The organism is Nocardioides ureilyticus, from assembly GCF_051280745.1.
Classification (GTDB): domain Bacteria; phylum Actinomycetota; class Actinomycetes; order Propionibacteriales; family Nocardioidaceae; genus Nocardioides.
In genome coordinates, this window is record NZ_JBNCOG010000004.1 from 144,265 (window position 1) to 165,671 (window position 21,407).

The 21,407-nt window shown below is 73.2% G+C and carries 22 protein-coding genes; 10 read left to right on the forward strand and 12 right to left on the reverse strand.

Annotated elements, in window-relative coordinates:
* Positions 1–13: 13 nt before the first annotated feature.
* A complete protein-coding gene (locus tag ACSMHG_RS03840) occupies positions 14–412 on the reverse strand; it encodes an ATP-binding protein (protein ID WP_435742067.1) in 399 nt (132 codons plus the stop codon).
* A gap of 199 nt (positions 413–611) precedes the next feature.
* Here ACSMHG_RS03840 and ACSMHG_RS03845 point away from each other — a divergent pair, with 199 nt between their 5' ends.
* Positions 612–908 carry an STAS domain-containing protein gene (locus tag ACSMHG_RS03845; protein WP_435742068.1) on the forward strand — a complete coding sequence of 99 codons (297 nt, stop codon included), beginning with the start codon at positions 612–614 and terminating at the stop codon, positions 906–908.
* A 9-nt stretch (positions 909–917) separates the two neighbouring features.
* Entirely contained in the window at positions 918–2,558 is a 1,641-nt protein-coding gene (locus ACSMHG_RS03850; RefSeq protein WP_435742069.1) for an ABC-F family ATP-binding cassette domain-containing protein, read from the forward strand.
* A gap of 6 nt (positions 2,559–2,564) precedes the next feature.
* Here ACSMHG_RS03850 and ACSMHG_RS03855 read toward each other — a convergent pair whose 3' ends face one another.
* Entirely contained in the window at positions 2,565–3,782 is a 1,218-nt protein-coding gene (locus tag ACSMHG_RS03855; protein WP_435742070.1) for an MFS transporter, read from the reverse strand.
* A 125-nt stretch (positions 3,783–3,907) separates the two neighbouring features.
* On the opposite strand from ACSMHG_RS03855, the gene ACSMHG_RS03860 reads away from it, so the two are divergent.
* The 3 genes from ACSMHG_RS03860 (at position 3,908) to ACSMHG_RS03870 (ending at position 6,535) form a co-directional block, all read left to right on the forward strand.
* Positions 3,908–4,507: a TetR/AcrR family transcriptional regulator gene (locus tag ACSMHG_RS03860; protein WP_435742071.1), complete on the forward strand. Its 600-nt coding sequence runs from the start codon at positions 3,908–3,910 to the stop codon at positions 4,505–4,507.
* 111 nt (positions 4,508–4,618) lie between these two features.
* Positions 4,619–5,206, forward strand: a complete 588-nt coding sequence (locus ACSMHG_RS03865; RefSeq protein ID WP_435742072.1) for a hypothetical protein — start codon at positions 4,619–4,621, stop codon at positions 5,204–5,206.
* A 42-nt stretch (positions 5,207–5,248) separates the two neighbouring features.
* Positions 5,249–6,535 carry a HupE/UreJ family protein gene (locus ACSMHG_RS03870; protein ID WP_435742074.1) on the forward strand — a complete coding sequence of 429 codons (1,287 nt, stop codon included), beginning with the start codon at positions 5,249–5,251 and terminating at the stop codon, positions 6,533–6,535.
* On the opposite strand, the gene ACSMHG_RS03875 is transcribed toward ACSMHG_RS03870, so the two are convergent.
* From ACSMHG_RS03875 to ACSMHG_RS03910, 8 genes are all read right to left on the reverse strand, one after another.
* Entirely contained in the window at positions 6,512–6,760 is a 249-nt protein-coding gene (locus ACSMHG_RS03875) for a hypothetical protein (RefSeq protein ID WP_435742075.1), read from the reverse strand. The two genes, ACSMHG_RS03870 and ACSMHG_RS03875, sit on opposite strands and share 24 nt — an antisense overlap.
* A 120-nt stretch (positions 6,761–6,880) precedes the next feature.
* A complete protein-coding gene (locus ACSMHG_RS03880; protein WP_435742076.1) occupies positions 6,881–8,368 on the reverse strand; it encodes a PucR family transcriptional regulator in 1,488 nt (495 codons plus the stop codon).
* A gap of 37 nt (positions 8,369–8,405) precedes the next feature.
* Positions 8,406–10,088: a nitrilase-related carbon-nitrogen hydrolase gene (locus ACSMHG_RS03885; protein ID WP_435742077.1), complete on the reverse strand. Its 1,683-nt coding sequence runs from the start codon at positions 10,086–10,088 to the stop codon at positions 8,406–8,408.
* Between the two features lie 17 nt (positions 10,089–10,105).
* Positions 10,106–11,209 (reverse strand): alcohol dehydrogenase catalytic domain-containing protein, encoded by a 1,104-nt coding sequence (locus ACSMHG_RS03890; RefSeq protein ID WP_435742078.1) that lies wholly within the window; start codon positions 11,207–11,209, stop codon positions 10,106–10,108.
* Positions 11,206–12,678 (reverse strand): purine-cytosine permease family protein, encoded by a 1,473-nt coding sequence (locus tag ACSMHG_RS03895; protein ID WP_435742079.1) that lies wholly within the window; start codon positions 12,676–12,678, stop codon positions 11,206–11,208. The genes ACSMHG_RS03890 and ACSMHG_RS03895 overlap by 4 nt, the downstream gene beginning before the upstream one ends.
* Positions 12,678–12,848 carry a hypothetical protein gene (locus ACSMHG_RS03900; protein ID WP_435742080.1) on the reverse strand — a complete coding sequence of 57 codons (171 nt, stop codon included), beginning with the start codon at positions 12,846–12,848 and terminating at the stop codon, positions 12,678–12,680. Before ACSMHG_RS03900 ends, ACSMHG_RS03895 begins: the two co-directional genes overlap by 1 nt.
* 172 nt (positions 12,849–13,020) lie before the next feature.
* Positions 13,021–13,608, reverse strand: coding sequence for a cupin domain-containing protein (locus ACSMHG_RS03905; protein WP_435742082.1), 588 nt, complete (start codon positions 13,606–13,608; stop codon positions 13,021–13,023).
* 33 nt (positions 13,609–13,641) lie between these two features.
* A complete protein-coding gene (locus ACSMHG_RS03910; RefSeq protein ID WP_435742083.1) occupies positions 13,642–14,310 on the reverse strand; it encodes a cyclase family protein in 669 nt (222 codons plus the stop codon).
* 94 nt (positions 14,311–14,404) lie between these two features.
* On the opposite strand from ACSMHG_RS03910, the gene ACSMHG_RS03915 reads away from it, so the two are divergent.
* The 3 genes from ACSMHG_RS03915 to ACSMHG_RS03925 all read left to right on the forward strand — a co-directional run bounded on the left by ACSMHG_RS03915 (position 14,405) and on the right by ACSMHG_RS03925 (position 17,452).
* Positions 14,405–15,973, forward strand: a complete 1,569-nt coding sequence (locus ACSMHG_RS03915; protein ID WP_435742084.1) for a purine-cytosine permease family protein — start codon at positions 14,405–14,407, stop codon at positions 15,971–15,973.
* 103 nt (positions 15,974–16,076) lie between these two features.
* On the forward strand, positions 16,077–17,048 hold the full coding sequence (gene speB, locus ACSMHG_RS03920; protein WP_435742086.1) for an agmatinase: 972 nt from the start codon (positions 16,077–16,079) through the stop codon (positions 17,046–17,048).
* On the forward strand, positions 17,045–17,452 hold the full coding sequence (locus ACSMHG_RS03925; RefSeq protein WP_435742087.1) for a YybH family protein: 408 nt from the start codon (positions 17,045–17,047) through the stop codon (positions 17,450–17,452). The genes speB and ACSMHG_RS03925 overlap by 4 nt, the downstream gene beginning before the upstream one ends.
* 21 nt (positions 17,453–17,473) lie before the next feature.
* Here the strand turns inward: ACSMHG_RS03925 and ACSMHG_RS03930 are convergent, their stop codons facing one another.
* Positions 17,474–18,130, reverse strand: coding sequence for a cache domain-containing protein (locus ACSMHG_RS03930; protein WP_435742088.1), 657 nt, complete (start codon positions 18,128–18,130; stop codon positions 17,474–17,476).
* Positions 18,131–18,135: 5 nt separating this feature from the next.
* Positions 18,136–18,879: a FadR/GntR family transcriptional regulator gene (locus ACSMHG_RS03935; RefSeq protein WP_435742089.1), complete on the reverse strand. Its 744-nt coding sequence runs from the start codon at positions 18,877–18,879 to the stop codon at positions 18,136–18,138.
* A 124-nt stretch (positions 18,880–19,003) separates the two neighbouring features.
* Here ACSMHG_RS03935 and ACSMHG_RS03940 point away from each other — a divergent pair, with 124 nt between their 5' ends.
* The gene (locus tag ACSMHG_RS03940; protein ID WP_435742090.1) at positions 19,004–20,068 is read left to right on the forward strand and encodes an ABC transporter ATP-binding protein; all 1,065 of its coding nucleotides are present in this window, start codon (positions 19,004–19,006) and stop codon (positions 20,066–20,068) included.
* 116 nt (positions 20,069–20,184) lie between these two features.
* Positions 20,185–21,357 (forward strand): ABC transporter substrate-binding protein, encoded by a 1,173-nt coding sequence (locus ACSMHG_RS03945; RefSeq protein WP_435742091.1) that lies wholly within the window; start codon positions 20,185–20,187, stop codon positions 21,355–21,357.
* Positions 21,358–21,407: the final 50 nt, after the last annotated feature.

Genomic DNA, 21,407 nt, shown 5'->3' on the forward strand with positions numbered 1-21,407 from the left:
CGCGGCCGAGGGGTCACCCGGTGACGACGGCGTGGACGGTCGTGGTGCGGCTGAGCTCGACCCACCAGCGCTTGCTCAGCGCGGCGACGAGGGCCAGGCCCCGGCCGCGCGGTGAGTGCACGGGCGGGACGTCGGGGCGCAACGCGGTCACGTGACCTCCGTCGGCCACGCACACCTCGACGGCCTCACGGTCGACCGTCCAGGTCACGGCGATGGTCTGGTCGGCGAGGGGCTCGCCGTGCTCCACGCCGTTGGCGACGAGCTCGGTGAGGACGAGCTGGGCATCCGCGACCACCTCGGGCGAGGCTCCGGCTCTCCTGAGGTCGTGGCTGAGCAGCGCCCGGGCGGTCGCCGCGCTCTCGGGTGAGTAGGGCAGTCGGTGGACGTGCCGACGCCGGGTGGGGCTGATCATGTCGGAAGGTCTCCCGAGATCCGGTGCACGTGCTCATCCCTTCACTTCTCGGCGTGCAGGGGCATGGCAGCAGGCCTCGACGGATGTTTCTGCCGGTCAGGTACCCGATCGTGTGGTTCTCACAGCGAGCGGGTGGTGCGGGGTGCTAAGCCCGTGCCATAGGGTTCGGCGGGTGAACCCGTCGCCGTATGAGTCGTCCGTGACGCAGCCCGACGTCCTGACGGTCCGTGGCGAGGTCGACGAGCTCTCGGTCGATCGCTTCCGCAGCGACGTCGAGGGCGCGAGCCACCAGCACGAGCGGGACCTCACCGTGGTGCTGTCGGAGGTCGAGTTCTTCCCGAGCGTCGCCATCGGGGTCCTCGCGACGGCCCTCAAGGGGGCTGCCAGGAACGGCGTCGACTTCACCATCGTCGCGGACGAGGAGTCCGTCGTCGGCCGCGTGCTGACGATCAGCGGGATGCCCTTCGAGGACCGGGTTCCCGGCACCGGAGCCTAGGTCCGGGGCGTGAGCGCCACCCTCGTCGCGAAGGACCTCTCGGGCGGGCACGGCCACCGGGTGCTCTTCGAGGGGCTCGACCTGACGGTCGCGCCGGGCGACGTCGTGGGCGTCGTCGGTGCCAACGGTGCCGGCAAGTCGACGCTGCTGGCCCTCCTCGCAGGTGCGGCGACGCCGCTGGCGGGCACGGTGTCGTACGCGCCGTCAGACGCCTTCGTCGGCTGGCTCCCCCAGGAGCACGACCGGGTGCCCGGCGAGACCGTGGCCGGCTACCTCGGGCGCCGTACCGGGGCGACCGAGGCCACGGCCACCATGGAGCGGGAGGCGGCCGCCCTCGGTGCGGGCGAGCCCGGGGCGGAGGACTCCTACGCCGTCGCGTTCGACCGGTGGCTGGCCAGCGGGGCGCCCGACCTGGAGGACCGGATCGGGCCGATGCTCGCCGAGCTGGGTCTCGACGTCGGCCCGGACGCGCTGATGACCTCGCTCTCCGGCGGGCAGGCCGCCCGCGCCGCCCTCGCCGCGCTCCTGCTCAGCCGGTTCGACGTCGTGCTGCTGGACGAGCCGACCAACGACCTGGACCTCGACGGCCTCGCGCGGCTGGAGGGGTTCGTGACCGGGCTCCGCGGCGGCGTCGTGCTGGTCTCGCACGACCGCGAGTTCCTCGCCCGGTGCGTCACCCGGGTCGTCGAGCTGGACCTCGCCCAGTCCTCGGTCACCGTCTACGACGGTGGCCACGAGGCGTTCCTGGAGGAGCGGGCGGTGAACCGCCGCCACGCGCGCGAGGCCTACGAGCAGTACGCCGAGACCCGCGCCGACCTGGTGGCGCGGGCCCGCACGCAGCGCGAGTGGAGCTCCCAGGGCGTCCGCAACGCGATGCGGAAGAACCCGGACAACGACAAGATCCGGCGGCGGGCGGCGACCGAGTCGTCGGAGAAGCAGGCCCAGAAGGTGCGCCAGATGGAGTCGCGGATCGCCCGGCTCGAGGAGGTCGAGGAGCCGCGCAAGGAGTGGGCGCTGCAGTTCTCGGTCGCCACGGCTCCGCGCTCGAGCTCGGTGGTCGCCACCCTCAACCAGGCGACCGTGCGCCGAGGGGACTTCCGCCTCGGCCCGGTCTCGCTGCAGGTGGCCGCGGGCGACCGGATCGGCATCACCGGCCCGAACGGTGCGGGCAAGACCACCCTGCTCGACCTGCTGCTGGGCCGGGTGGCGCCCGACGCCGGCTCGGCGTCGCTCGGGGCCTCCGTCGCCGTCGGCGTCATCGACCAGGCCCGCACCGGGCTGGACGAGGCGCTGGCGCTGGGCCGCGCCTTCGAGGCCGTCGTCCCCGAGCTGACCCAAGCCGAGGTGCGCACCCTGCTCGCCAAGTTCGGGCTCAAGGCCGACCAGGTCGCCGCCGAGGTGCAGCGGCTCTCGCCGGGCGAGCGCACCCGCGCGGCCATGGCGCTCCTCCAGGCCCGGGGCGTGAACCTCCTGGTGCTCGACGAGCCCACCAACCACCTCGACCTGCCGGCGATCGAGCAGCTCGAGCAGGCCCTCGACCGGTATCAGGGCGCGCTGCTGCTGGTGTCCCACGACCGCAGGCTCCTGGACAACGTCCGCCTCGACCGGCGCTGGCGGGTCGCCGGAGGCCTCGTCGACGACGCCGGGTGAGGTGCCTCAGCGTCGACCGATGACCTCCGCCTCGGGCGGCACAGGGTTTGGCCGGTCGAGGAACGGGTGGAGCCCCGCGAGCGGACCGCGGACACGCACCAGCCCGGGGGTGACCGTCGCGAGGCAGGCGAGTGTCGTCGCGACCACGAAGCACCCCACCGGCCCGTGGGCCTCGCCGGCGACGCCGCTGATCGACGTCCCGGTGGCGGCGCCCACCAGGGCTGCCGTCTGCAGCCAGCCGAAGGCCTCCGCCGCCGCCAGCTGGTCCACGACGTTGGAGACCATGTAGTAGACCGCCGCCAGGGCCGGCGCGAAGCCCAGACCCGAGACGAAGAGCGCCACGAGCATCGCCGGCGCCGGTACGGGCGCCCCTGCCGCTGCGGTGCCGACGGCGACGAGCAGCAGGGCGGCGGTGAGGGTGCGCAGGTCGAAGCGACGGTGGCCCCACGCCAGCCCGCCGATCAGGGAGGCCGCGCTCGGCACGGCGATGACGGCCCCCGCCATCAGGGGGTCGTGCTCGTACCTGGCGACGATCCCGACCTCCAGGGCGGTGAAGGAAGCCATCAGGCCGGCGCTCGTCGCCATGGCGACGAAGACCGAGCGGTGGCCGAGGACCCGCCCGAAGCGCCCCCTGGTGCCCGTTGCGACGCGACGTCCGAGCGCGGGGGACGAGGCGAACCACAGCGTGCCGACTAGCGTCACGGCGGCGGCGGCGACCAGCGCCAGCGAGGTCGAGCCCGAGGCGGCGAGCACCGTGGCGAGCAGTGGACCGATGATCCAGATCAGCTCCTGGGCGGTGGTGTCGAGGGCGAAGAGCGCGCGCACCCCGTCGGCCGAGGTCAGGCTGGGGTACAGCGCCCGCACGGCCGGCATGATGGGCGGCACGGTCGCCCCGACGACGGCCGCGAGCACGCAGAGCAGCCACAGGACGTCGCCCGCCCAGGCGAGCGCCAGCAAGGCCACTGCGTGGGCCGACCCGAACGTCGCGACGACCGCCCGGGCGTCGAGCCGTCCCAGCAGGCGACCGCTCACCGGCATCGCGACCGCCTCGGCGAGGGTCATGCAGGCGACCACCAGGCCGGCCCTGGCGAAGGAGCCGGACAGTGCTTGGACGTGCAGCAGCGTGGCGAGGGAGAGCATGCCGAGCGGCAGCCGCGCGACGAGCTGCGAGGCCGTGACCCGGAGCACGCCGGGGGTGCGCAGCGCCGCGAGGTAGGAGTTCATCTGGAGTGCCTGTGGTCTGGTTGCCGGCTGGCCTGCGCGGCGCGGTGTCGACGCGCGTCCGGTGGCGTCACGTGCACATTAACAGACCGTCTGGACGGTTCGTAATTCGCCGGTATGCTCCTGCGGTGACCACCGCCCGGGAACGCCCGACCGAGGACGAGCCACCGCGACGGCGGGACCCCGTCCGCACTCGCGAGGCGCTGCTCTCCGGGGCCATCCGCGCGGTGATCCAGCACGGTGCGGGGGTCAGCCTCGAGGTCATCGCTCGTGAGGCCGGCGTGTCGAAGGGTGGGCTGCTGCACCACTACGGCAGCAAGAACGAGCTGTACGTCGCCGTCGCCGAGCAGCAGCTGGCCGAGTTCCGGGCCGCCGTCGAGGCGGCCGTCGACCCCGGCGACCGGGCGCCCGGGCGGCTCGTCCGCGCGTACGTGCGCGTCTCGCTGCACCAGCTCGAGGCCGCGCGGGTCAGGGACGAGGCCACCTTGATGGCTGCGCTCGCCACCATCCCCGAGGTGGTCACCCGCGCCCGTGCCGACGGCGAGTCGTGGCGCGCCGCGTTCGCGGAGGACGGCCTGGACCCCGTGCGCACCTCCGTCATCACCCGGGCCGCGGACGGGGCCGCCGCTGCCGCGCTCTTCGAGGGCCAGCACGACCAGGGCGAGATCGACCGGCTCCGCGACGTGCTGCTCGAGCTGAGCCGAGAGGCCGGCCCGCTCATGGGCTGATCGAGGGGTCGCGCGGTCACAGGAAGCGCACAGCCGCCACCGGGGCGGTGCCGATCTGCGGCGGCCACCCTCGGCCTCGTCGATGTACCCACACCCAGAGACGAGACCCCGATGAAGCTCCGCACGACCATGGCCGCCTTCGCGCTCGCCGCCCTCCTGCCCACCACCGTCGTCGCCTGTGGTGCCGACGACGCCACCACGCTGACCACGTCCTCCTCCTCGGCCACCGGCTCCACCGGGACGACCGGGACGGCGGGCGAGCCGCCCGCCGGCGGGCCCGGCGGCGAGGGTGGGCCCGGAGGGGTCGACCCGTCGTCGGTCACCACCGAGGAGGAGCTGGTCGCGCTGATCCAGTCGGCGTACGGCGAGGCGCAGCTCGGCCTGCACCGCGGGCACCAGCCGGTCCAGGACGTGCTGGACGAAGTGCTGACCATCAGCCACGACGAGCTCCACGTCCGCATGGAGGAGCAGGGCCAGAACCTGGCCACCGTCGCCGAGGACATCGGCGTCGACCCGCAGGCCCTCGTCGACGCGCTGGTCGAGTCCTGGAGCCCGGCCATCGACGACCTGCTCGAGGCGGGCACGATCACCGAGGAGGAGGCCGACGGCTACCGCGAGGCGCTCGAGGAGGCGTTCACGTTCAAGGTGACCTGGGACGGCTCCGAGGAGACGCCCACCTTCTCCGGCCTCGAGGCCTGATCGCCGCCGGACGGTGACGGTCGAGCAGGGAGGATCGAGACGATGAGCAACCGGTACGTCCGCGGCGCGCTGGCGGCCGTCGCGGTGACGGTCGGTGCGACGGTCACCGCGCTGGTGCCGACCGCGGCGCAGGCGCACAGCCTGGAGAGCAGCACCATCTCCACCCACGTCTCCGCGACCGGGGTCGACGCCACGATCAGCATCGCGCTGGACACGCTGGACGAGGCGCTCGGCGGCGAGCCCCTGGCCAGCGGGGACGTCGAGGCGTGGGCGGAGCGGGTGACCGCCTACCTCGACGACCACCTGACCGTCACCGGCGCCGACGGCGCCGAGTGGCAGGAGACCTTCGGGGCGGTGGCCCGCGAGAGCGTCGAGGGCATCGACTCCGTCTCCGTCGACGTCGCCTTCGACACCGGCGGGTCGGGCACCTCGGTGTTCGAGATCGCCTACGACGCCGTCATCGACGCCGTGCCGGGCCACGAGGCGGTGGTGGTGCTCACCGACGCGGCCGGCGACGTCTCGACCGCCGGGGTCCTGACCTCCTCCACCGACGCACTCGCCGTGTCGACCGGTGCCGACGCCGGCGCGGCCGCGGCCAGCGCGCTCGACATGGTGGGCCACGGCTTCCACCACGTCCTGGCCGGCGCCGACCACCTGCTGTTCCTCGTCGTGCTGCTGCTGACCGCGCCGGTCGTGGTGGTCGCGGGCCGGTGGCGGCGGCGTACGGCGCTCGCGCCGACCGCCCGCGACGTCCTGGCCGTGGTCACCTCGTTCACGGTCGGCCACTCGCTGACCCTGGTCGGGTCGGCGCTCGGCTGGGTGCACCTGCCGAGCCGGCTCGTCGAGGTGCTGGTCGGCGCCTCGGTCGGCGTGGCCGCCGTGCACGCGGTCCGCCCGCTGGTGCGGCGGGGCGAGGCGCTCATCGCCGGCGTCTTCGGCCTGGTCCACGGGCTGGCGTTCGCCGGCATCCTGACCGACCTCGGCCTGGAGGGGTCGACCACGGTGCTCACGCTGCTGGCGTTCAACGTCGGCGTGGAGCTCGCCCAGCTGGCGGCGACCGCTGCGGTCTTCCCCTCGCTCTACCTGCTCGCCCGCACCCGCGCGTACCCGGCCGTGCGGGTCGCCGGTGCCGTGGTCGCCCTGGCCGCCGCCGTCGGGTGGGTCGTCGACCGCCTCGGGCTCCGCGCCAACCCGCTCGGCGCGCTCGAGGACGCCGCCATCGCCCATCCCGGGGCGGTGGTCGGCGGCCTCGCGCTGCTGGCGCTCACGGCCTGGCTCGTCGACCGCCGCCCGCCGCGCTCGGGACTAGGCCGAGCCGCCCTGCGGTGAGGTGTTGTCGGTGCCGCCGAGCTCCGCGAGGAACCGGTGGCAGCGCTGCGCGCGCTGGGAGTCCTGCTCCATCACCTCGCGGAAGAAGTCCGCGATCTCCTGCTTCCCGGCGTTCTCGGCGTCCCTGACGTACTGGCCGTAGTCGTGGCCGGCCTTCAGGGCGTGGTACTGGACGGAGATGAGGTCGTAGGTGACGTCGTCGAATCCGGTCTCTCCGGTGGCCATGGTTCCTCCTCGGACGGGTCGGAAGGGCCGTGTCGCATCCAGTGGCCCGGCGGACAACGACGGGTACCCGTCGACCCGAGCGCGCATCCCTCGGGGCCGGCCACGACGTGGACGCCGCGGTCAGTCCGAGGGCCCGGTCGAGCCCGGCCCACCGGGCGGCGGCACGAGCGTCGTCAGCGCCAGCGACAACGCGAGTCGGTCCTCGGCCGAGCCCAGGTCCAGCTCCAGCCTGGTGGCCAACCGGGCGATCCGGGCCCGCAAGGTCTCTCGATGGACCCCGGCGGCCTGGGCGGCCGGCTCCCACCGGCCGTGCTCCTGCAGCCATGCCGCGGCGCTCGCCAGCAGCAGGTCCCGGTCCGGGGCGTCGTCCAGCGGGGCGAGGAGGTCCGTGGCGAAGCTCCGCGCCGGCGACGAGGACAGGACCACCTCGAGCCGTGAGCGGGCGGAGTCCTCGAAGCGTGCCAGGTGTCCGTCCCCCGGAGCCAGGTCCGCTGCGGCGATCGCCTCGCGCACCGCCCGCTGGGTCGTCTCCCACGACTGGGCGCTGGAGACGCCGGCGCGCACCCGGCCACCCGCGAGCAGGCCGGGCACGCGCGCACTGGCGAACTCCGCGGAGCCCAGCACGACGGAGCATGCCGCGGCCACCTGTCCGGCAGGGACGTGCCAGGCGCCCAGGGCCCGGCACTGCATGGCCGTCGACTCGCGGTCCGGTCCCGTGAACGCGATCGCCACCAGCGGGTCCGGCAGCGAGATGTCGGCGACGTCGCAGATGCGCTGAGCGGTGGTCCTCTCGCCGGACATGAGGAGCTCGACCACCACCGAGCCGACGGCGGTGTCGACCGTCGGCAGGAGCACCGTCAACAGTGCGGCCCCGGTGCCCACCAGGCCGGCGAGGCTGAGGGACGTCACGGAGCTGGAGCTGCCGACGACGCACAGCGTGCCCACGCGGTGCTGGTGGGAACCCATGGGGACCAGGTAGACCGCTTCACCGTCCACCTCGCTGAGCATGCTGCGCTGACGCCGCGTCTCCGCGGCGCGAGCCAGCTCCGGGAGGCGGCGCTCGGTGGGCAGCCCCACCGCCGGCCCGGCGGCCATGCTCGACCGGTGCGCCGCGTCGAGCACGACGACGCTGGTGCGCAGCTCGGCGGCCAGCGTCTCGATCACCCCGACGCTGCCGCGGACGGCGGCCCGGGCGAGCTTCTGCTGGCCGCGGATGACGTTCGCCTCGTCGCGCCGCGCCTCGGCGGCGAGCAGCTCGGCCACCCGGCGGTGGAGGGCGACGAACGGTGTGCGGCGTGGGACCTCGACGAGCGTGAGCCGATGACGCCGCGCGGCTCGGAGCATCTCCTCCGGGACCAGCTCGAACCAGGGGTCGAGCCCGAATCCCACCGCCAGGGCGCCGGTGCCCCGGACCCGCTCGGCCCACGCGTCCGCCGCTCCGGTCGGGTCGTCGGCCGCGGTGAGCCACATCCCGCTCGTGAGGAGGAGCTCGGCGCCCCCGAGCCACGGGGTGGGGTCGGGGAGCTCGGAGACGGCCACCCGCGCGATCTCCTGGTCCAGCCCCTCGTGTCCGACGCGCACGACGAGGCCGAGGCCGGCATCGGCCACGAGGCTCCTGAGCGTGATCGGCATGGGGCGGTGGGGGTCAGCCCTGCGGCGTGATGAGTGGAGCCGCCATGACGTCGGGTCGCCGGCGGAGCAGCTGCGGCTTGGACTCGCAGATCTCGCCGAGCTCGTCGGGTGCTCGGGTCGGGCAGCGCAGCACCTCCCACCCGGACCGCTGGGAGACCGCCTCGACGCGCGGGGCCCGGATGTGGTCGGGACTGAAGATGCCGCTCGGGACCCGCGGTGGGGAGTCGTCGCGCTGGGCGTTCGCGAAGCCGATCCACAGGTGCGACTCACCGGCGCGCAGGCGCACGGGGTGCGCGAAGTGGGGGTCGGGGCCGCTCAGCGCGTCGGGCAGCGGGACGCTCGTGCCGGCGAACGCGACGGGCAGTGGCCAGGTCACGGCCGCGGGCACGGCCAGGACGTCGGTGTCACGCAGCGCCAGGACATGCGCCGGCTCCCACGGCTCCAGCTCCTCGCCGGAGAGCAGCCCGAGTCGGCCCCAGGGCCTCGTCATGGGCACGCCGGGCCCCGCACCGGGCGTCGCCCACCCGGCGTGGGCGCCGAGGTGCGTGGCCCGGTGGGTGGCGACGTCGCCCGCAGGGTCGACGGCGACGACGGTGTGGTGCAGCGCGTCGGTGCCGCTCGGCTCCACCAGCGACGTGACCACCTCGCACTCGTGCCGCCGCGCGAGCGACGCGAGCCGCTCCAGCGCCGAGGTCCACGCCCGTGCCGCGTCCTGCGCCCGTCCGGGGTCCGCCGGGGCCCCGCCGCACAGGTGGAACGCCGGCAGCACGGCGACGTCCAGGCCGCTCGGCGGTGGCGGGACGTCGTCCGGGGCGGCGGTCAGCACCCCCACCGAGAGGTGCTGCTGCGTGGGAGGGGTGCCGAACAGGTTCTCCGCGGCTCGCCGGGGCCACCGCTTGCTCACGGCGAGCTGCCGGTACTGCGCCGGCCGGCGGGAGGCCAGGAGGTCGGCCCGCGCGGTGGCGGCGCGATCGAGGTCCAGCCGCGCGGTCACGTGCCCCGCGCCGCTGTCGATCGTGGCGGTGGGTCGTCCCTGGTGGTCGAGGATGCAGCTGCCTCCGCTGAACTGGACACCCAGCTCGTCCCCGGCCATGTCGGCGGCGACCACGGGCAGCGCGTTCTCCCAGGCACGCATCCGCCAGGTCGCGCTGGGCGCCGGTTCGTCGACCCACGCGGTCGGCACCGCCAGCCAGTCCGCGCCGGCGACCGCGGCGTACCGCGGTGGCTCCGGGTAGTCGACGTCGGCACAGATGGCCGGCACGACGCGACCCGCGGGCGTCGACCACACCGGCGGCGGCTCGTTGCCGTCCACGGCCCAGAACGGGTCGGCCAGGAAGGGGTGGATCTTGCGGTACGCGCCCTGGCAGCCGTCGGGGCTCACCAGCACGCAGGTGTTGTGCAGCGTCCCGAGGACCGGGTCGAGCTCCGGCATGCCCACCACGAACCAGGCGCCGGTCAGGCGGGCGAGCCTCGTCAGGCGCTCCACCGAGGGGCCGTCGAGGGGCTCGGCGAGGGCCCGTACCTCCTCGGGGTCGGGCCAGCAGTAGCCGGTGACGGCCATCTCGGGGGCGACGACCACCACGGCGCCGTCGCGTGCGGCGGCGGCGCCGTGGTGCTCGATGGCTTGGAGGTTGGCCTCCTTGTCGGCCCGCGTCGCGACGAGCTGGATCGCGCCGACGACGGGCTGACGGGTCACGGTTCCTCCTCGGTCGGTCAGTCGAACACGATCACGCTACGCGTGCGCTCGCCGGCCCGCATGGCGTCGAAGGCGTCGTTCACCTCGGCCAGGGCGATCCGGTCGGAGATGAGCGCGTCGAGCGGGAGCCGACCGGCCAGGTAGAGCTGGGCCAGCTTGGGGAAGTCGACGCTGGGGACGGCGCCGCCGTAGTTCGAGCCGATGAGGGTCTTCCCCGACTCGGCGAGCTCGAGGACGTCGATCGACGCCTTCTCGCCCTCGGCCGGCAACCCCACGAGCACGCCCGTGCCGGCGGTGGCCAGCAGGCCCGGGACCTGCTCGATCGTCTGGGGTCGGCCGATCACCTCGAAGGCGAAGTCGGCACCGCCGCCGGTGATCTCCACGACCTGTGCCGCCACGTCGGAGTCGGCCCGGACCGTGTGGGTGGCGCCGAAGGACCGGGCGGAGGCGAGCTTCGCGTCGCTCGTGTCGACGGCGATGATCGGGTCGGCACCGGCCAGGGCCAGGCCCATGACGACGGCCAGCCCCACCCCACCGCAGCCGATGACCACCGAGGAGGAGCCGGACGGCACGCGGGCGTTGTTGACCACCGCGCCCACGCCGGTCGCGATCGAGCAGCCGATCAGGCTGGCGACGTCGAAGGGCACCTCCTTCGGGATCCGGACGGCGGCCGACTCCGGCACCACGGAGTACTCGCTCATGGTGCCGGCCGCGAGGTACGGGTAGAGGGTCGTGCCGTCCTCGTCGGTGAGCCGGGTCGTGCCGTCGGGGAGCAGGCACTCACCCGAGCGGGTCCCGGTGCAGGCCCACGCCTTGCCCTGGGCACACGCGCGGCAGCGGCGGCAGGGGTAGCACCAGGAGAGCACGACGTGGTCGCCCACGGCGACGTCCTGCACGCCGGCGCCCACCGCCTCGACCACTCCGGCCCCCTCGTGCCCCATCACGGTGGGGGAGGGCAGCTGCCACTCGCCGTCGAGGACGTGCCGGTCGGAGCCGCAGACCCCGGAGGCGCCCATGCGGACGAGCACCTCGCCCGGTCCCGGGTCGGCCACCCGGATGGTGCGGACGTCCAGGCGGTCGCCGCTCCCGTCGTGGACGGCGGCCAGGGCGGTGCGCGTCATCGGGTCTCCTCCGGTCCGGCGGTCGTGCTCGCGATCGGGGCGGACGCATCGGTCGGTGCGTCGTAGCCGCCGTGGCCGCGGGGCTTGTTGAGCAGGGCGGTGAGTGCCAGGTGGGCCAGGCCGGCCACCACCACGGCGGGGACGGACGCCGTGAGCCAGTTGAACAGCGGCCGGGTGTCGAGCGTCTGCGGGTTGTAGAGAGCGATGTACGCCGCCGCGCCGAGCGCGGTCGAGACGATCCCGGCGATGTTGAAGCCGCCGGTGAAGTGGTACGGGCTCGCCGACCCGTGGGCGTAGAGGCCGCGCAGGTCGAGGCGCTGGCGCCGCAGCACGAAGTAGTCCGCGATCACCGTGCCGCAGATCGCGGCGAGGAACGCGCCCGTCCACGTGACGAAGAGCAGGAACTGGTCGTAGAGCAGGCCCGGGAAGAACGCGAGGATCGCCGGGAGGACGAAGAACGCGCCGGTGAGCACCTCCCAGCGCACGCCGTTGAGCAGGTTGCCGCCGGCCTGGCGCAGCGCCAGGCAGGTCGAATAGACGATCGATGCCAGGCTGGTCAGGTTGGCGAAGGCGACGAACACCAGGGCCGCGATGCCGAGCCAGACCCCGCCCAGCGGGATCATCCACACCGTGGGGTCGGAGTCGCCCAGGGTCAGGGCCGCCGCCATGCCGACCACCTGCGCGACGATCGTGGCGCCGAAGAGGCCGATGAACGCGGGCCAGAGCGCGGCGCGCGGGGTCGTCGTCAGGCGTGCGAGGCTGCCCATCACCGGCCACCACGAGAAGCCGACGCCGAGGTTGAACTCCACCGCCAGGGCGAAGTTGAGCGACTCGTCCTCGAACGGCGCGAGCGGTGCGGCGTCCATCAGCTGCGCCCAGCTGGTCTCGGTGAAGAGGAGCACGAGCATGCCGACGGTGAGGATCGCCAGGCCGGGGGCGACGATCCGGTTCAGGAACCGGATGGTGAGCGGGCCCTTGGCGAGGATGAACCAGGCGCCCGCGATGGCGACCAGCGCGAACAGCGTCACCAGCAGGTCGTTGGGGCCGATGTCGGTGCCGAAGCTCTCGTTCGAGACCTGGCTGACGGCGCGTCCGAACATCACGCTGAGCAGCGACGACCAGCCCATCTCGGTGAAGAGCACGATCGTGAAGACCATGACGGCCACGCCGCCGAAGCCGAAGGCGCTGCGGAGCAGCGTGTACTGCTCGACGCCGTACCGCTGGCTGGAGACCACGCTCGCCAGCAGCATGACGCCGGCGCCGATCGCGTTGCCGATCAGCATGGCGAGCAGGCCGTCGGTGAAGCCGACCAGGGAGGCGGTGGCACCGCCGACCAGGAAGGCCCAGGTGGCGATGGCGAGCCCGATGTTGACCCAGGTGAAGTCGGCGAAGTTCCACACCCGCTCCTCGCGGGTCACCGGCAGCGAGCCGAAGGTCGCTTCCCGCGAGACGTCCTCGTGCCCGGCCATCAGACGGCTCCGGCCACGACGCCGACGAGGGCGGCGACGACGATGATCAGGACGAAGGCCAGGAGGTCAGCGCGAGGAAGGGGCCTGGAGTGCCCGGCGCTGGTTTCCTGGTCGATGACGGCGAGCCGTCGTTGCAGCTCCTCCTGCACGGCGCGGTCGTTCGCGTCCATGTGTCCTCCCGGCATTCGTGGGGCAGGCGGTGTGGTCTCCGCCTCGTTCCGACGAGGCTAGGGGTGCTCCAGCGGCCATGGGGCACTGCAATGACGCCACTTTGCCCACCGCGCTGGCGTCTCTGCCGCGCCTCGCCTGGTCGTCGGCGCTGATGCCGGGTCGAGGAACCTCTCAGCGGCTGCCGCTCCACGGCGCTGGCGAGAGCGCCCAGACGATCTCCGCAGGCCGCGAGCGGCTCGGGTTCTCCCAGGTGTGCGGCTCGCCGCCACGCATCGTGAGCGCGTCGCCGGCGGCGAGCCGCTCGCGGCGGTCGGCAAAGACGATGTCGACGGTGCCCTTGAGGACGTAGACCACCTCGACGTCGCAGTTGATCGTGTAGAGGTCCGACCCGCCGGTGGCCCCGGGCTCGGCGCTCGTGTGCACCAGCTGCACGCGGGCCTGGCCGCGCGGGGTCATCAGCCGTTCGTCCACCCCCGTGCCGCCCAGGTTGATCGCCGGTGCGGAGTCGTGGCGCACGACGGCGACGTCAGGGGCGTCGAAGAGCGAGCCGGGGTTGATGCTCATCACCTCGCACAGGGTGATCAGCGAGGCGACGCTCAAGGAGGTCTCGTCCCGCTCGACCCTGCTGAGGAAGCCCTTGGTGAGCCCGGCCGCGGAGGCGAGCTGGTCGAGGGTGTACCCGTGCGCCTTGCGGGCGGCGCGCAGCCGTGCCCCGAGCCGGGCGCCGTCGGGCGTCGGGGAGACGGGAACAGGTCGCATCGGTCTCCTTCGCGGTACGCCGTGGCGGCGCCGCTAGGGTGCCACCTCCATGGCGACCGCCCGCACCGGGGCGCCGTCGGCGGCCTCGAGGGCGAGCGGCAGGCACGAGACGACCGGGTCGGCCCAGTCGACGGCGGCGAGGTTGCGGAAGTTCTCCCCGATCACCCCGTGCGCCTCGGCGATGAGGTGGTGCACGGGGAAGCCGACGCCGGGGTGGTCCCCGTCCGGCGTCTCGTCGATGTTGATCGCGTCGATGCAGAACGTCCGCACGCCGAGGTCCAGCATCCGTCGGGCGGCGTCCGCGTCGAGGTAGGGGTGGGCGAAGTACTCCGGCGTGCCGTACCGCGTCGACCAGTCGGTGCGCAGCAGCACGATGGTGCCCTCGGTCAGGCGCTCGGCGTACGGCGCCACGTGTGTCCAGCGGATCGGCGTCCGCGGCGCCAGGCCGGAGGCGTCGACGACCACGGCCGGCCCGAAGAACCGCTCGAGCGGCAGCTCGTCGATCCGCGGCATCGCCTCGTCGAAGTGGTACGGCGCGTCCACGTGGGTGCCGGTCTGCGAGCCCATCGCCACGCTGAGCAGGTTGAAGCCGTCGCGCTCGATGGTGCTGTGCACCGCCAGCCGCGGCTCGGGGTCGCCGGGGTAGACGACGGTCCCCGCGCCGACCGGATGGGACAGATCGACGAACCGGATGGCTCTCATGGGCAACAACTATTGCATGAGACGAAACTCGCGGCTACCGTCCTCGCAGCGTCCGCCGCCCCGGGGGACGGTCGAGAGGGAGCGGCAGGACGACATGGAGCAGCAGTACGACGTGGGCCGCGGCGGTACGCCGGCCATCGCACGGCCGCGCATCACCGAGGTCGAGCAGCACGGCATCGACACCATCCCGGCGCACCACCGGCACTCGCGTCCGCTGGACCTCTTCCGGATCCAGTTCGGCGGCGCGAACACCTTCGCCACCGTCATCCTCGGCACCTTCCCGATCCTGCTCGGGCTCTCGCTGTGGGAGGCCCTGGCCGCGACCCTCCTCGGTGTCGTCGTCGGCGCCCTCTTCCTCATGCCGATGGGTCTCTTCGGTCCGCTGACCGGCACCAACAACGCGGTCAGCTCCGGTGCGCACTTCGGCGTCCGCGGCCGGATCGTCGGGTCCTTCCTCTCGCTGCTGACCGCGCTGGCGTTCTACTCCATCTCGGTGTGGGTCAGCGGCGACGCCGTCGTCGGGGCCCTGGTCCGGCTCACCGGCATCGAGGACTCCGACCTCCTGCGCGGGATCGTCTACGCCGTCCTGGGCGCCATCGTGATCGTCGTCGTCATCTACGGCTACGCCTTCATGCTGCTCGTCAACAAGATCGTGGTCTTCGGCAACACGATCCTCATCGCGCTGGGCGCGGTCGCGTACAGCGGGCAGGTCGACCTCGGCTACGACCCGGGCCCCGACGCCTATGCCCTCGGCTCGTTCTGGCCGACGTTCGTGCTCTCCGCCCTCATCGTGATGGGCAACCCGATCTCCTTCGGCGCCTTCCTCGGTGACTGGTCGCGCTACATCCCCGCCGAGACCTCGCCGAAGCGCCTGCTCGGCGCCACCTTCAGCGCCCAGCTGATGACCCTGGTGCCGTTCTCGTTCGGCGTCATCACCGCGACCCTGGTCTCCGGCGAGGCCGACTACATCGTCGCCCTCATCAACGCCTCTCCGGCCTGGTACGCCGCGCTGCTGATCGTCGTCGCGTTCCTCGGCGGGCTCTCCACCGGGATCACCTCGCTCTACGGGACCGGGCTGGACTTCTCCTCGGTCTTCCCCCGGCTCTCCCGCGTGCAGGCGTCGCTCTCGATCGGTGCGCTGGCGTTCGTCTTCATCCTGGTCGGCCGCCTGGCCTTCGACCTGATCGCCAGCGTCAACGCCTTCATCGGGGCGATCGTCATCTGCACCACGCCCTGGATGGTGATCATGACGATCGGCTACGTCGTGCGCCGTGGGCACTACCGCGAGCTCGACCTCCAGGTCTTCAACCAGGGGCGCACCGGCGGGGCGTACTGGTTCGCCTCGGGCGTCAACTGGCGCGGCATGGCCGCCTGGATCCCCGCCGCGGTGCTGGGCCTGCTCTTCGCCAACTACCCGCCGTTGATCCAGGGCCCGTTCCGCAACGTCGCCGGCGGGGTCGACCTCAGCCTGCTCGTCGCGATCGGCGTCGCGGCCGTGGCCTACCTCGTGCTCATCAAGGTCTTCCCGGAGCCGCGGTACGTCTTCGGCCCGGACGGCCCGCGAGGCGTCCCGGCGAGCGACTCCCCGATGCCGGAGGTGGTCGACGACCACGGCGCCTCCGCGCACCGCCAGCGCCACCGGGCGCCGGCCGTCGGCGAGTGAGCGCCCTCGAGATCATGGCCTGAGCCACCCGGCACCCGTTCTCCGTCCGTCCCGCCGCGACCCGGCGGGACGGACGGGCACCACCAGAGGAAGGACCACCCCCGTGTCCACGCCACCCCGCATCACCACCGGCGGCCGTCTCGGCCAGGTCGACGCCACGCAGGTGCCGCGCTTCGCCGGGCCCGCGACCTTCGCGCGGCTGCCCCGCATCGACGAGGTCTCCGACGTCGACGTCGCGGTCGTCGGCGTGCCGTTCGATGCCGGCGTCTCCTACCGGCCGGGTGCCCGGTTCGGACCGGCGCACGTGCGGGAGTCCTCCCGCCTGCTGCGCCCCTACAACCCGGCCGTGGACGTCGAGCCGTTCGCGCGCCAGCAGGTCGTCGACGCGGGCGACCTCGCGGTCAACCCCTTCGACATCGACGCCGCCATCGGCCAGGTCGAGGCGGGCGCCCGGGCGCTGCTCGAGCGCGCCGGCCGGATCGTCACGATCGGTGGGGACCACACGATCGCGCTGCCGATCCTGCGTGCGGTCGCGGCGCAGCACGGCCCCGTCGCCGTGGTGCACTTCGACGCCCACCTCGACACGTGGGACACCTACTTCGGCGCGGCCCACACCCACGGCACGCCGTTCCGCCGCGCCTCGGAGGAGGGCCTGCTGGACCGCAGCGGCTGCCTCCACGTCGGCACCCGCGGACCGCTCTACTCCACCCAGGACCTCGTCGACGACCGGGAGCTCGGCTTCCAGGTCGTGCCCAGCGTCGAGATGGACGACCTGGGAGTCCGCGGCGTCGTCGAGCGGATCCGCGAGCGGGTGGGGGAGCGCCCGGTCTACCTCTCGGTCGACATCGACGTCCTGGACCCCGCGTTCGCGCCGGGCACGGGCACGCCGGAGGCCGGCGGCCTGACCAGCCGGGAGCTGCTCGCGGTGCTCCGCGCGTTCGGCGGGCTCAACCTCGTCGGCGCGGACGTCGTCGAGGTCGCCCCGGCGTACGACCACGCCGAGGTGACCGGCATCGCCGCCTCGCACGTCGTCTACGAGATGCTCTGCGCGCTGGCGCCCGAGGAGCAGGCGTGAGCGCCCACGACCCCCGCAGCGACGTCCTCGCGGCCGCCGCGGCGCTGGTCGAGGCCTTCGGCCGCCACGACACCGAGGCGTACTTCGCCGCCTTCGCGCCCGACGCGACGTTCCTCTTCCACACCCACGGCGAGCCGCTGCGCTCGCGGGCCGCCTACGAGCAGCTGTGGGCGACGTGGGAGCGCGAGGACGGCTTCCGCGTGCTCTCGTGCGAGTCGACCGACCAGCACGTCCAGCTGCTCGGCGCCGACGTCGCGGTCTTCACCCACCAGGTGCGGACCACTGTCCGCGCCGGTGGCGAGGACGACACGGTCGAGGAGCGGGAGACCATCGTCCTCCACCACCGGCCGGGCGGCCGCTGGGTGGCCGTGCACGAGCACCTGTCGCCGGCACCCCCGTCCTGAGGACCCGGGTGGCTCCCCGGCTCAGGCCAGCACGCTCAACGGCAGCCCGTCGCACGGCAGGCTGACCGAGAACGACGCCCGGTCCACCGGGTCGCCGGCGAAGGTGCGGGGATCGCCCGAGAGCACCGCACGGCCGTGGTGGTTGACCAGCGTCGCCCGCGCCGCGCGGAAGGCCGAGAGCAGCTCGGACTCGAGGGTCTCGGCCAGGACGTCCGCCCCCATCACGCCGAGCAGGGTGCCGCCGCGGAGCACCGGCACCGTCGTGGTGAGCACGAACTCGTCGGTGCACACGTAGTCGATGTAAGGGCCGGTGACGTGCATCCGGCCCGTCCGTTGCGGGGTGCGGAACCACTCCTGACGGCTGTAGTCGGCCGAGCGGGCGAGGGCGGCGGAGGCCGAGATCAGCTCCTTGTCCTCGCCCTGCCACCAGGCCAGCAGGTGCGGCTCGTCGGCGAGGAAGCCCGGGGCGGCGACGAAGCCCGCCCCCAGCACCCGCGGGTCGCCGAGGAGCTCCAGGGCGAGCGGGCGGGTGGCGTCGAGCACCTGCTCCGAGGTCGGGGCGGCGTCGCCCAGGGCGGCGGCCAGCTGGTCGCCGCTCGCGGTCAGTCGGGCGCCCAGGTCGGTGAAGAACTTGGCGACAGCGGCGCTCGCGGTCGCCGCCGGATCGGAGCCGGGCATGGGGGTCACCGTACTTCGCTTCGCAGCTCGGCGAGGTCACCCAGCGCACTGCGGACCCGCGCGCGCACCGAGGCGCGAGCTGCGTCCGGGTCGCGCGCGGCGATCGCCTCGATGGTCGCCAGCTGGTGGCCGTGCACCTCACGGCGGTGCCCGGCGTCGTACAGCGGCAGCCGGACGAGCGCACCGAAGTCCGCCTCGAGCCGCATCACCTCGCGCGAGAGCCGGGCGGACTGGCTCAGCGCGGCCAACGCGAGATGGAGCTCGGTGTCGGCGTGCCGCCAGTCGCCGAGGTCGTCGGTCTCGGTCGCCGCCAGGATCAACCGGAGGTCCGCCACGTCCTCCGCGTCGGCCCGCTCGGCCGCCAGCTCGGCGCACGACGCGACCAGCGACGCGTAGTGGGTGCCGTGGTCCGCGAGATCGACCTTGGTCATGGACGCGAGGCGCCGACGGGCCTCCGTGGCGTCGTCGGCCGGGGGGCGGCGCACGAAGGAGCCGCCGCCCCGGCCGCGCGTGGTCGTGACGAGCCCCTGTGCGCGCAGGGAGACCAGGGCCTCCCTGGCGGTCACCGGGGCCACCCCGAGCATGGCGGCGAGCTCGGCCTCGCTGGGGAGGCGCTCGCCGTCGCTGAGCACGCCCGACCTGATCGCCTCCTCGAGGCGCTTCTCGACGCGCACGGCGCGGCCGGCGTCCCCGAGCGGGGCGAAGACCGCTGAGCGGGTGCGCGAGCTCAGCCGCCTGATCCCCGCCATGCCATCGCCCTCCTCCACCGGCCGCGCAAGTCTTACACGACCGTTACACAACGGTCGTAGACATCTGAACTCTGGAGTCATATGTTTTGCGCCGTAGCGCTCGTCACACCACGAAGGAGGGCGCATGGCACCCCAGGACACGACCCCGCCGGCCGTCGCGCTCAGCGGCCTCACCAAGCACTTCGGCTCCGTCCACGCGGTCGACGGCGTCGACCTCGAGATCGCCGACGGCGAGTTCTTCTCCATGCTCGGCCCGTCCGGGTCGGGGAAGACGACGGTCCTGCGCCTCATCGCCGGGTTCGAGCAGCCGACGAGCGGCTCCATCGTGCTCGGCGGCGAGGACGTCACCGGCACCGCGCCGTTCGAGCGGGAGGTCAACACCGTCTTCCAGGACTATGCGCTCTTCCCGCACATGAGCATCCTCGACAACGTCGCCTACGGGCTGCGCGTGCGCGGCGTCGGACGCAAGGAGCGGCACGCCCAGGCCCGCGAGGTCCTCGCCACCGTGCGCCTCGACCACGTGGCCGACCGGCGTCCGACCCAGCTCTCTGGCGGGCAGCGCCAGCGCGTTGCGCTCGCCCGCGCGATCGTCGTGCGCCCCAAGGTGCTGCTCCTCGACGAGCCGCTCGGCGCCCTCGACCTCAAGCTGCGCGAGCAGATGCAGGTGGAGCTCAAGGGCCTGCAGCGCGAGCTCGGGATCACCTTCGTCTTCGTCACCCACGACCAGGAGGAGGCGCTCACCCTGAGCGACCGGGTGGCGGTCTTCAACGAGGGGCGGATCGTGCAGCTCGGCACGCCACGGGAGATCTACGAGTCGCCCCGGTCCGAGTACGTCGCGACCTTCGTGGGGACGTCGAACATCCTCGACGAGGCAGCCGCGGGCGCCCTCATGGGCCGCTTCGCCCGGTTCGCGCTCCGCCCGGAGAAGGTGGCCCTCGCCGGCCCCGTGCCCGACGGCGCCGTGACGGCGCCGGGCGTGGTGGTCGAGACCATCTACCTCGGCACCGGCCGCCGGGTGGTCGTCGACCTCGACGCCGGTCCGCGCCTGGCCGCGCTCGAGTCCAGCACCGTGCAGGTCGAGGCGCAGCGCGGTGACCGGGTGACCGCCTGGTGGCGCCCCGACGACCTGGTCGCGCTGGACCCCTCGGCCCACGACTCCCGCGGCCGCCCGGTCGGCGCGCCGGCCTGAGCGCCGGCCCCCGAGCTCCGGACCCCGGAGCGCCGGCCCCCGAGCACGGGCCTGCGCGAACCCCGCACGTACCGCACGACCCCGCAGAAACCCACCCAGAGAAGGACGGAACCACGATGACCCGAAGGACCCCCGGCCGGCGCTTGAGCGCCCTGGCCCTCGCCGGACTCGTCTCCGGCACCGTGCTGACCGGCTGCGGCAGCGACGACACCACCAACACGGTCGCGGCCGAGGAGCTCGGCGAGATGGAGGGTCAGGTCTCGATCCTCGCCTGGCCCGGCTACGTCGAGGACGGCAGCAACGACCCCGAGGTCGACTGGGTCAGCTCCTTCGAGGAGGAGACCGGGTGCGAGGTGACCAGCAAGGTCTACGGCACCTCCGACGAGGCCTTCAACCTCGCCAAGACCGGTGAGTACGACGTCATCGCGGCCTCCGGCGACCTCACCCTGCGGATGATCGCCGCCGGCGAGGCGGCCGAGGTCAACACCGACCTGGTGCCGAACTACGAGAAGGTCTTCGACTTCCTCAAGGACCAGGAGTGGAACACCGTCGACGGCAAGAACTACGGCGTGCCGCACGGCTACGGCGCGAACCTGCTCATGTACAACGCCGACGTCGTGAAGCCCGAGCCGACGTCCTGGTCGGTCGTCTTCGACGAGAGCGACCAGTACCAGGGCAAGGTCACCGCCTACGACTCGCCGATCTACATCGCCGACGCGGCGATGTACCTGATGGCGACCCAGCCCGACCTCGGCATCGAGAACCCCTACGCGCTCGACGAGGAGCAGCTGGCCGCCGCGGTGGAGCTGCTCAAGGAGCAGCGCCAGAACGTCGGCGAGTACTGGTCGGACTACCTCAAGGAGGTCTCGGCCTTCAAGACCGGCGACTCCGTGGTCGGCACCACCTGGCAGGTGATCGCGAACGCGATCGGCCAGGACAACATCAAGACCACCGTCCCGGAGGAGGGCGTGACCGGGTGGAACGACACCTGGATGATCTCCTCGCAGTCGGAGAACGTGAACTGCGCCTACGCCTGGCTCAACCACATCGAGGACCCGGAGATCAACGCGCAGGCCACCGAGTACTTCGGTGAGTCGCCCAACAGCATGGAGGCCTGCGAGTTCGCCAGCGAGGGGTTCTGCGAGACCTACCACGCCGGTGACGAGGAGTACTCCAACAACATCTGGTACTGGCGCACGCCGGTCGCGGAGTGCCTCGACGGTCGTACCGACGTCGAGTGCACGGACTACTCCGACTGGACCGAGGCCTGGACCGAGATCAAGGGCTGACCTTGAGCCACGACACCTCCTCGCCGGTGGCCGCCCCTGCGGGGGCGGCC

What these genes read in the sequence shown, in the direction of transcription:
- ACSMHG_RS03915 (WP_435742084.1), top strand. Translation starts at nt 14,405, where the DNA reads ATGGAGCAGCAGTACGACGTGGGCCGCGGCGGTACGCCGGCCATCGCA.
- ACSMHG_RS03945 (WP_435742091.1), top strand. Translation starts at nt 20,185, where the DNA reads ATGACCCGAAGGACCCCCGGCCGGCGCTTGAGCGCCCTGGCCCTCGCC.
- ACSMHG_RS03890 (WP_435742078.1), bottom strand. Translation starts at nt 11,209, where the DNA reads ATGACGCGCACCGCCCTGGCCGCCGTCCACGACGGGAGCGGCGACCGC.
- ACSMHG_RS03840 (WP_435742067.1), bottom strand. Translation starts at nt 412, where the DNA reads ATGATCAGCCCCACCCGGCGTCGGCACGTCCACCGACTGCCCTACTCA.
- ACSMHG_RS03930 (WP_435742088.1), bottom strand. Translation starts at nt 18,130, where the DNA reads ATGCCCGGCTCCGATCCGGCGGCGACCGCGAGCGCCGCTGTCGCCAAG.
- ACSMHG_RS03910 (WP_435742083.1), bottom strand. Translation starts at nt 14,310, where the DNA reads ATGAGAGCCATCCGGTTCGTCGATCTGTCCCATCCGGTCGGCGCGGGG.
- ACSMHG_RS03875 (WP_435742075.1), bottom strand. Translation starts at nt 6,760, where the DNA reads ATGGCCACCGGAGAGACCGGATTCGACGACGTCACCTACGACCTCATC.
- ACSMHG_RS03865 (WP_435742072.1), top strand. Translation starts at nt 4,619, where the DNA reads ATGAAGCTCCGCACGACCATGGCCGCCTTCGCGCTCGCCGCCCTCCTG.
- ACSMHG_RS03870 (WP_435742074.1), top strand. Translation starts at nt 5,249, where the DNA reads ATGAGCAACCGGTACGTCCGCGGCGCGCTGGCGGCCGTCGCGGTGACG.
- ACSMHG_RS03905 (WP_435742082.1), bottom strand. Translation starts at nt 13,608, where the DNA reads ATGCGACCTGTTCCCGTCTCCCCGACGCCCGACGGCGCCCGGCTCGGG.
- ACSMHG_RS03900 (WP_435742080.1), bottom strand. Translation starts at nt 12,848, where the DNA reads ATGGACGCGAACGACCGCGCCGTGCAGGAGGAGCTGCAACGACGGCTC.
- ACSMHG_RS03895 (WP_435742079.1), bottom strand. Translation starts at nt 12,678, where the DNA reads ATGGCCGGGCACGAGGACGTCTCGCGGGAAGCGACCTTCGGCTCGCTG.
- ACSMHG_RS03855 (WP_435742070.1), bottom strand. Translation starts at nt 3,782, where the DNA reads ATGAACTCCTACCTCGCGGCGCTGCGCACCCCCGGCGTGCTCCGGGTC.
- ACSMHG_RS03940 (WP_435742090.1), top strand. Translation starts at nt 19,004, where the DNA reads ATGGCACCCCAGGACACGACCCCGCCGGCCGTCGCGCTCAGCGGCCTC.
- ACSMHG_RS03935 (WP_435742089.1), bottom strand. Translation starts at nt 18,879, where the DNA reads ATGGCGGGGATCAGGCGGCTGAGCTCGCGCACCCGCTCAGCGGTCTTC.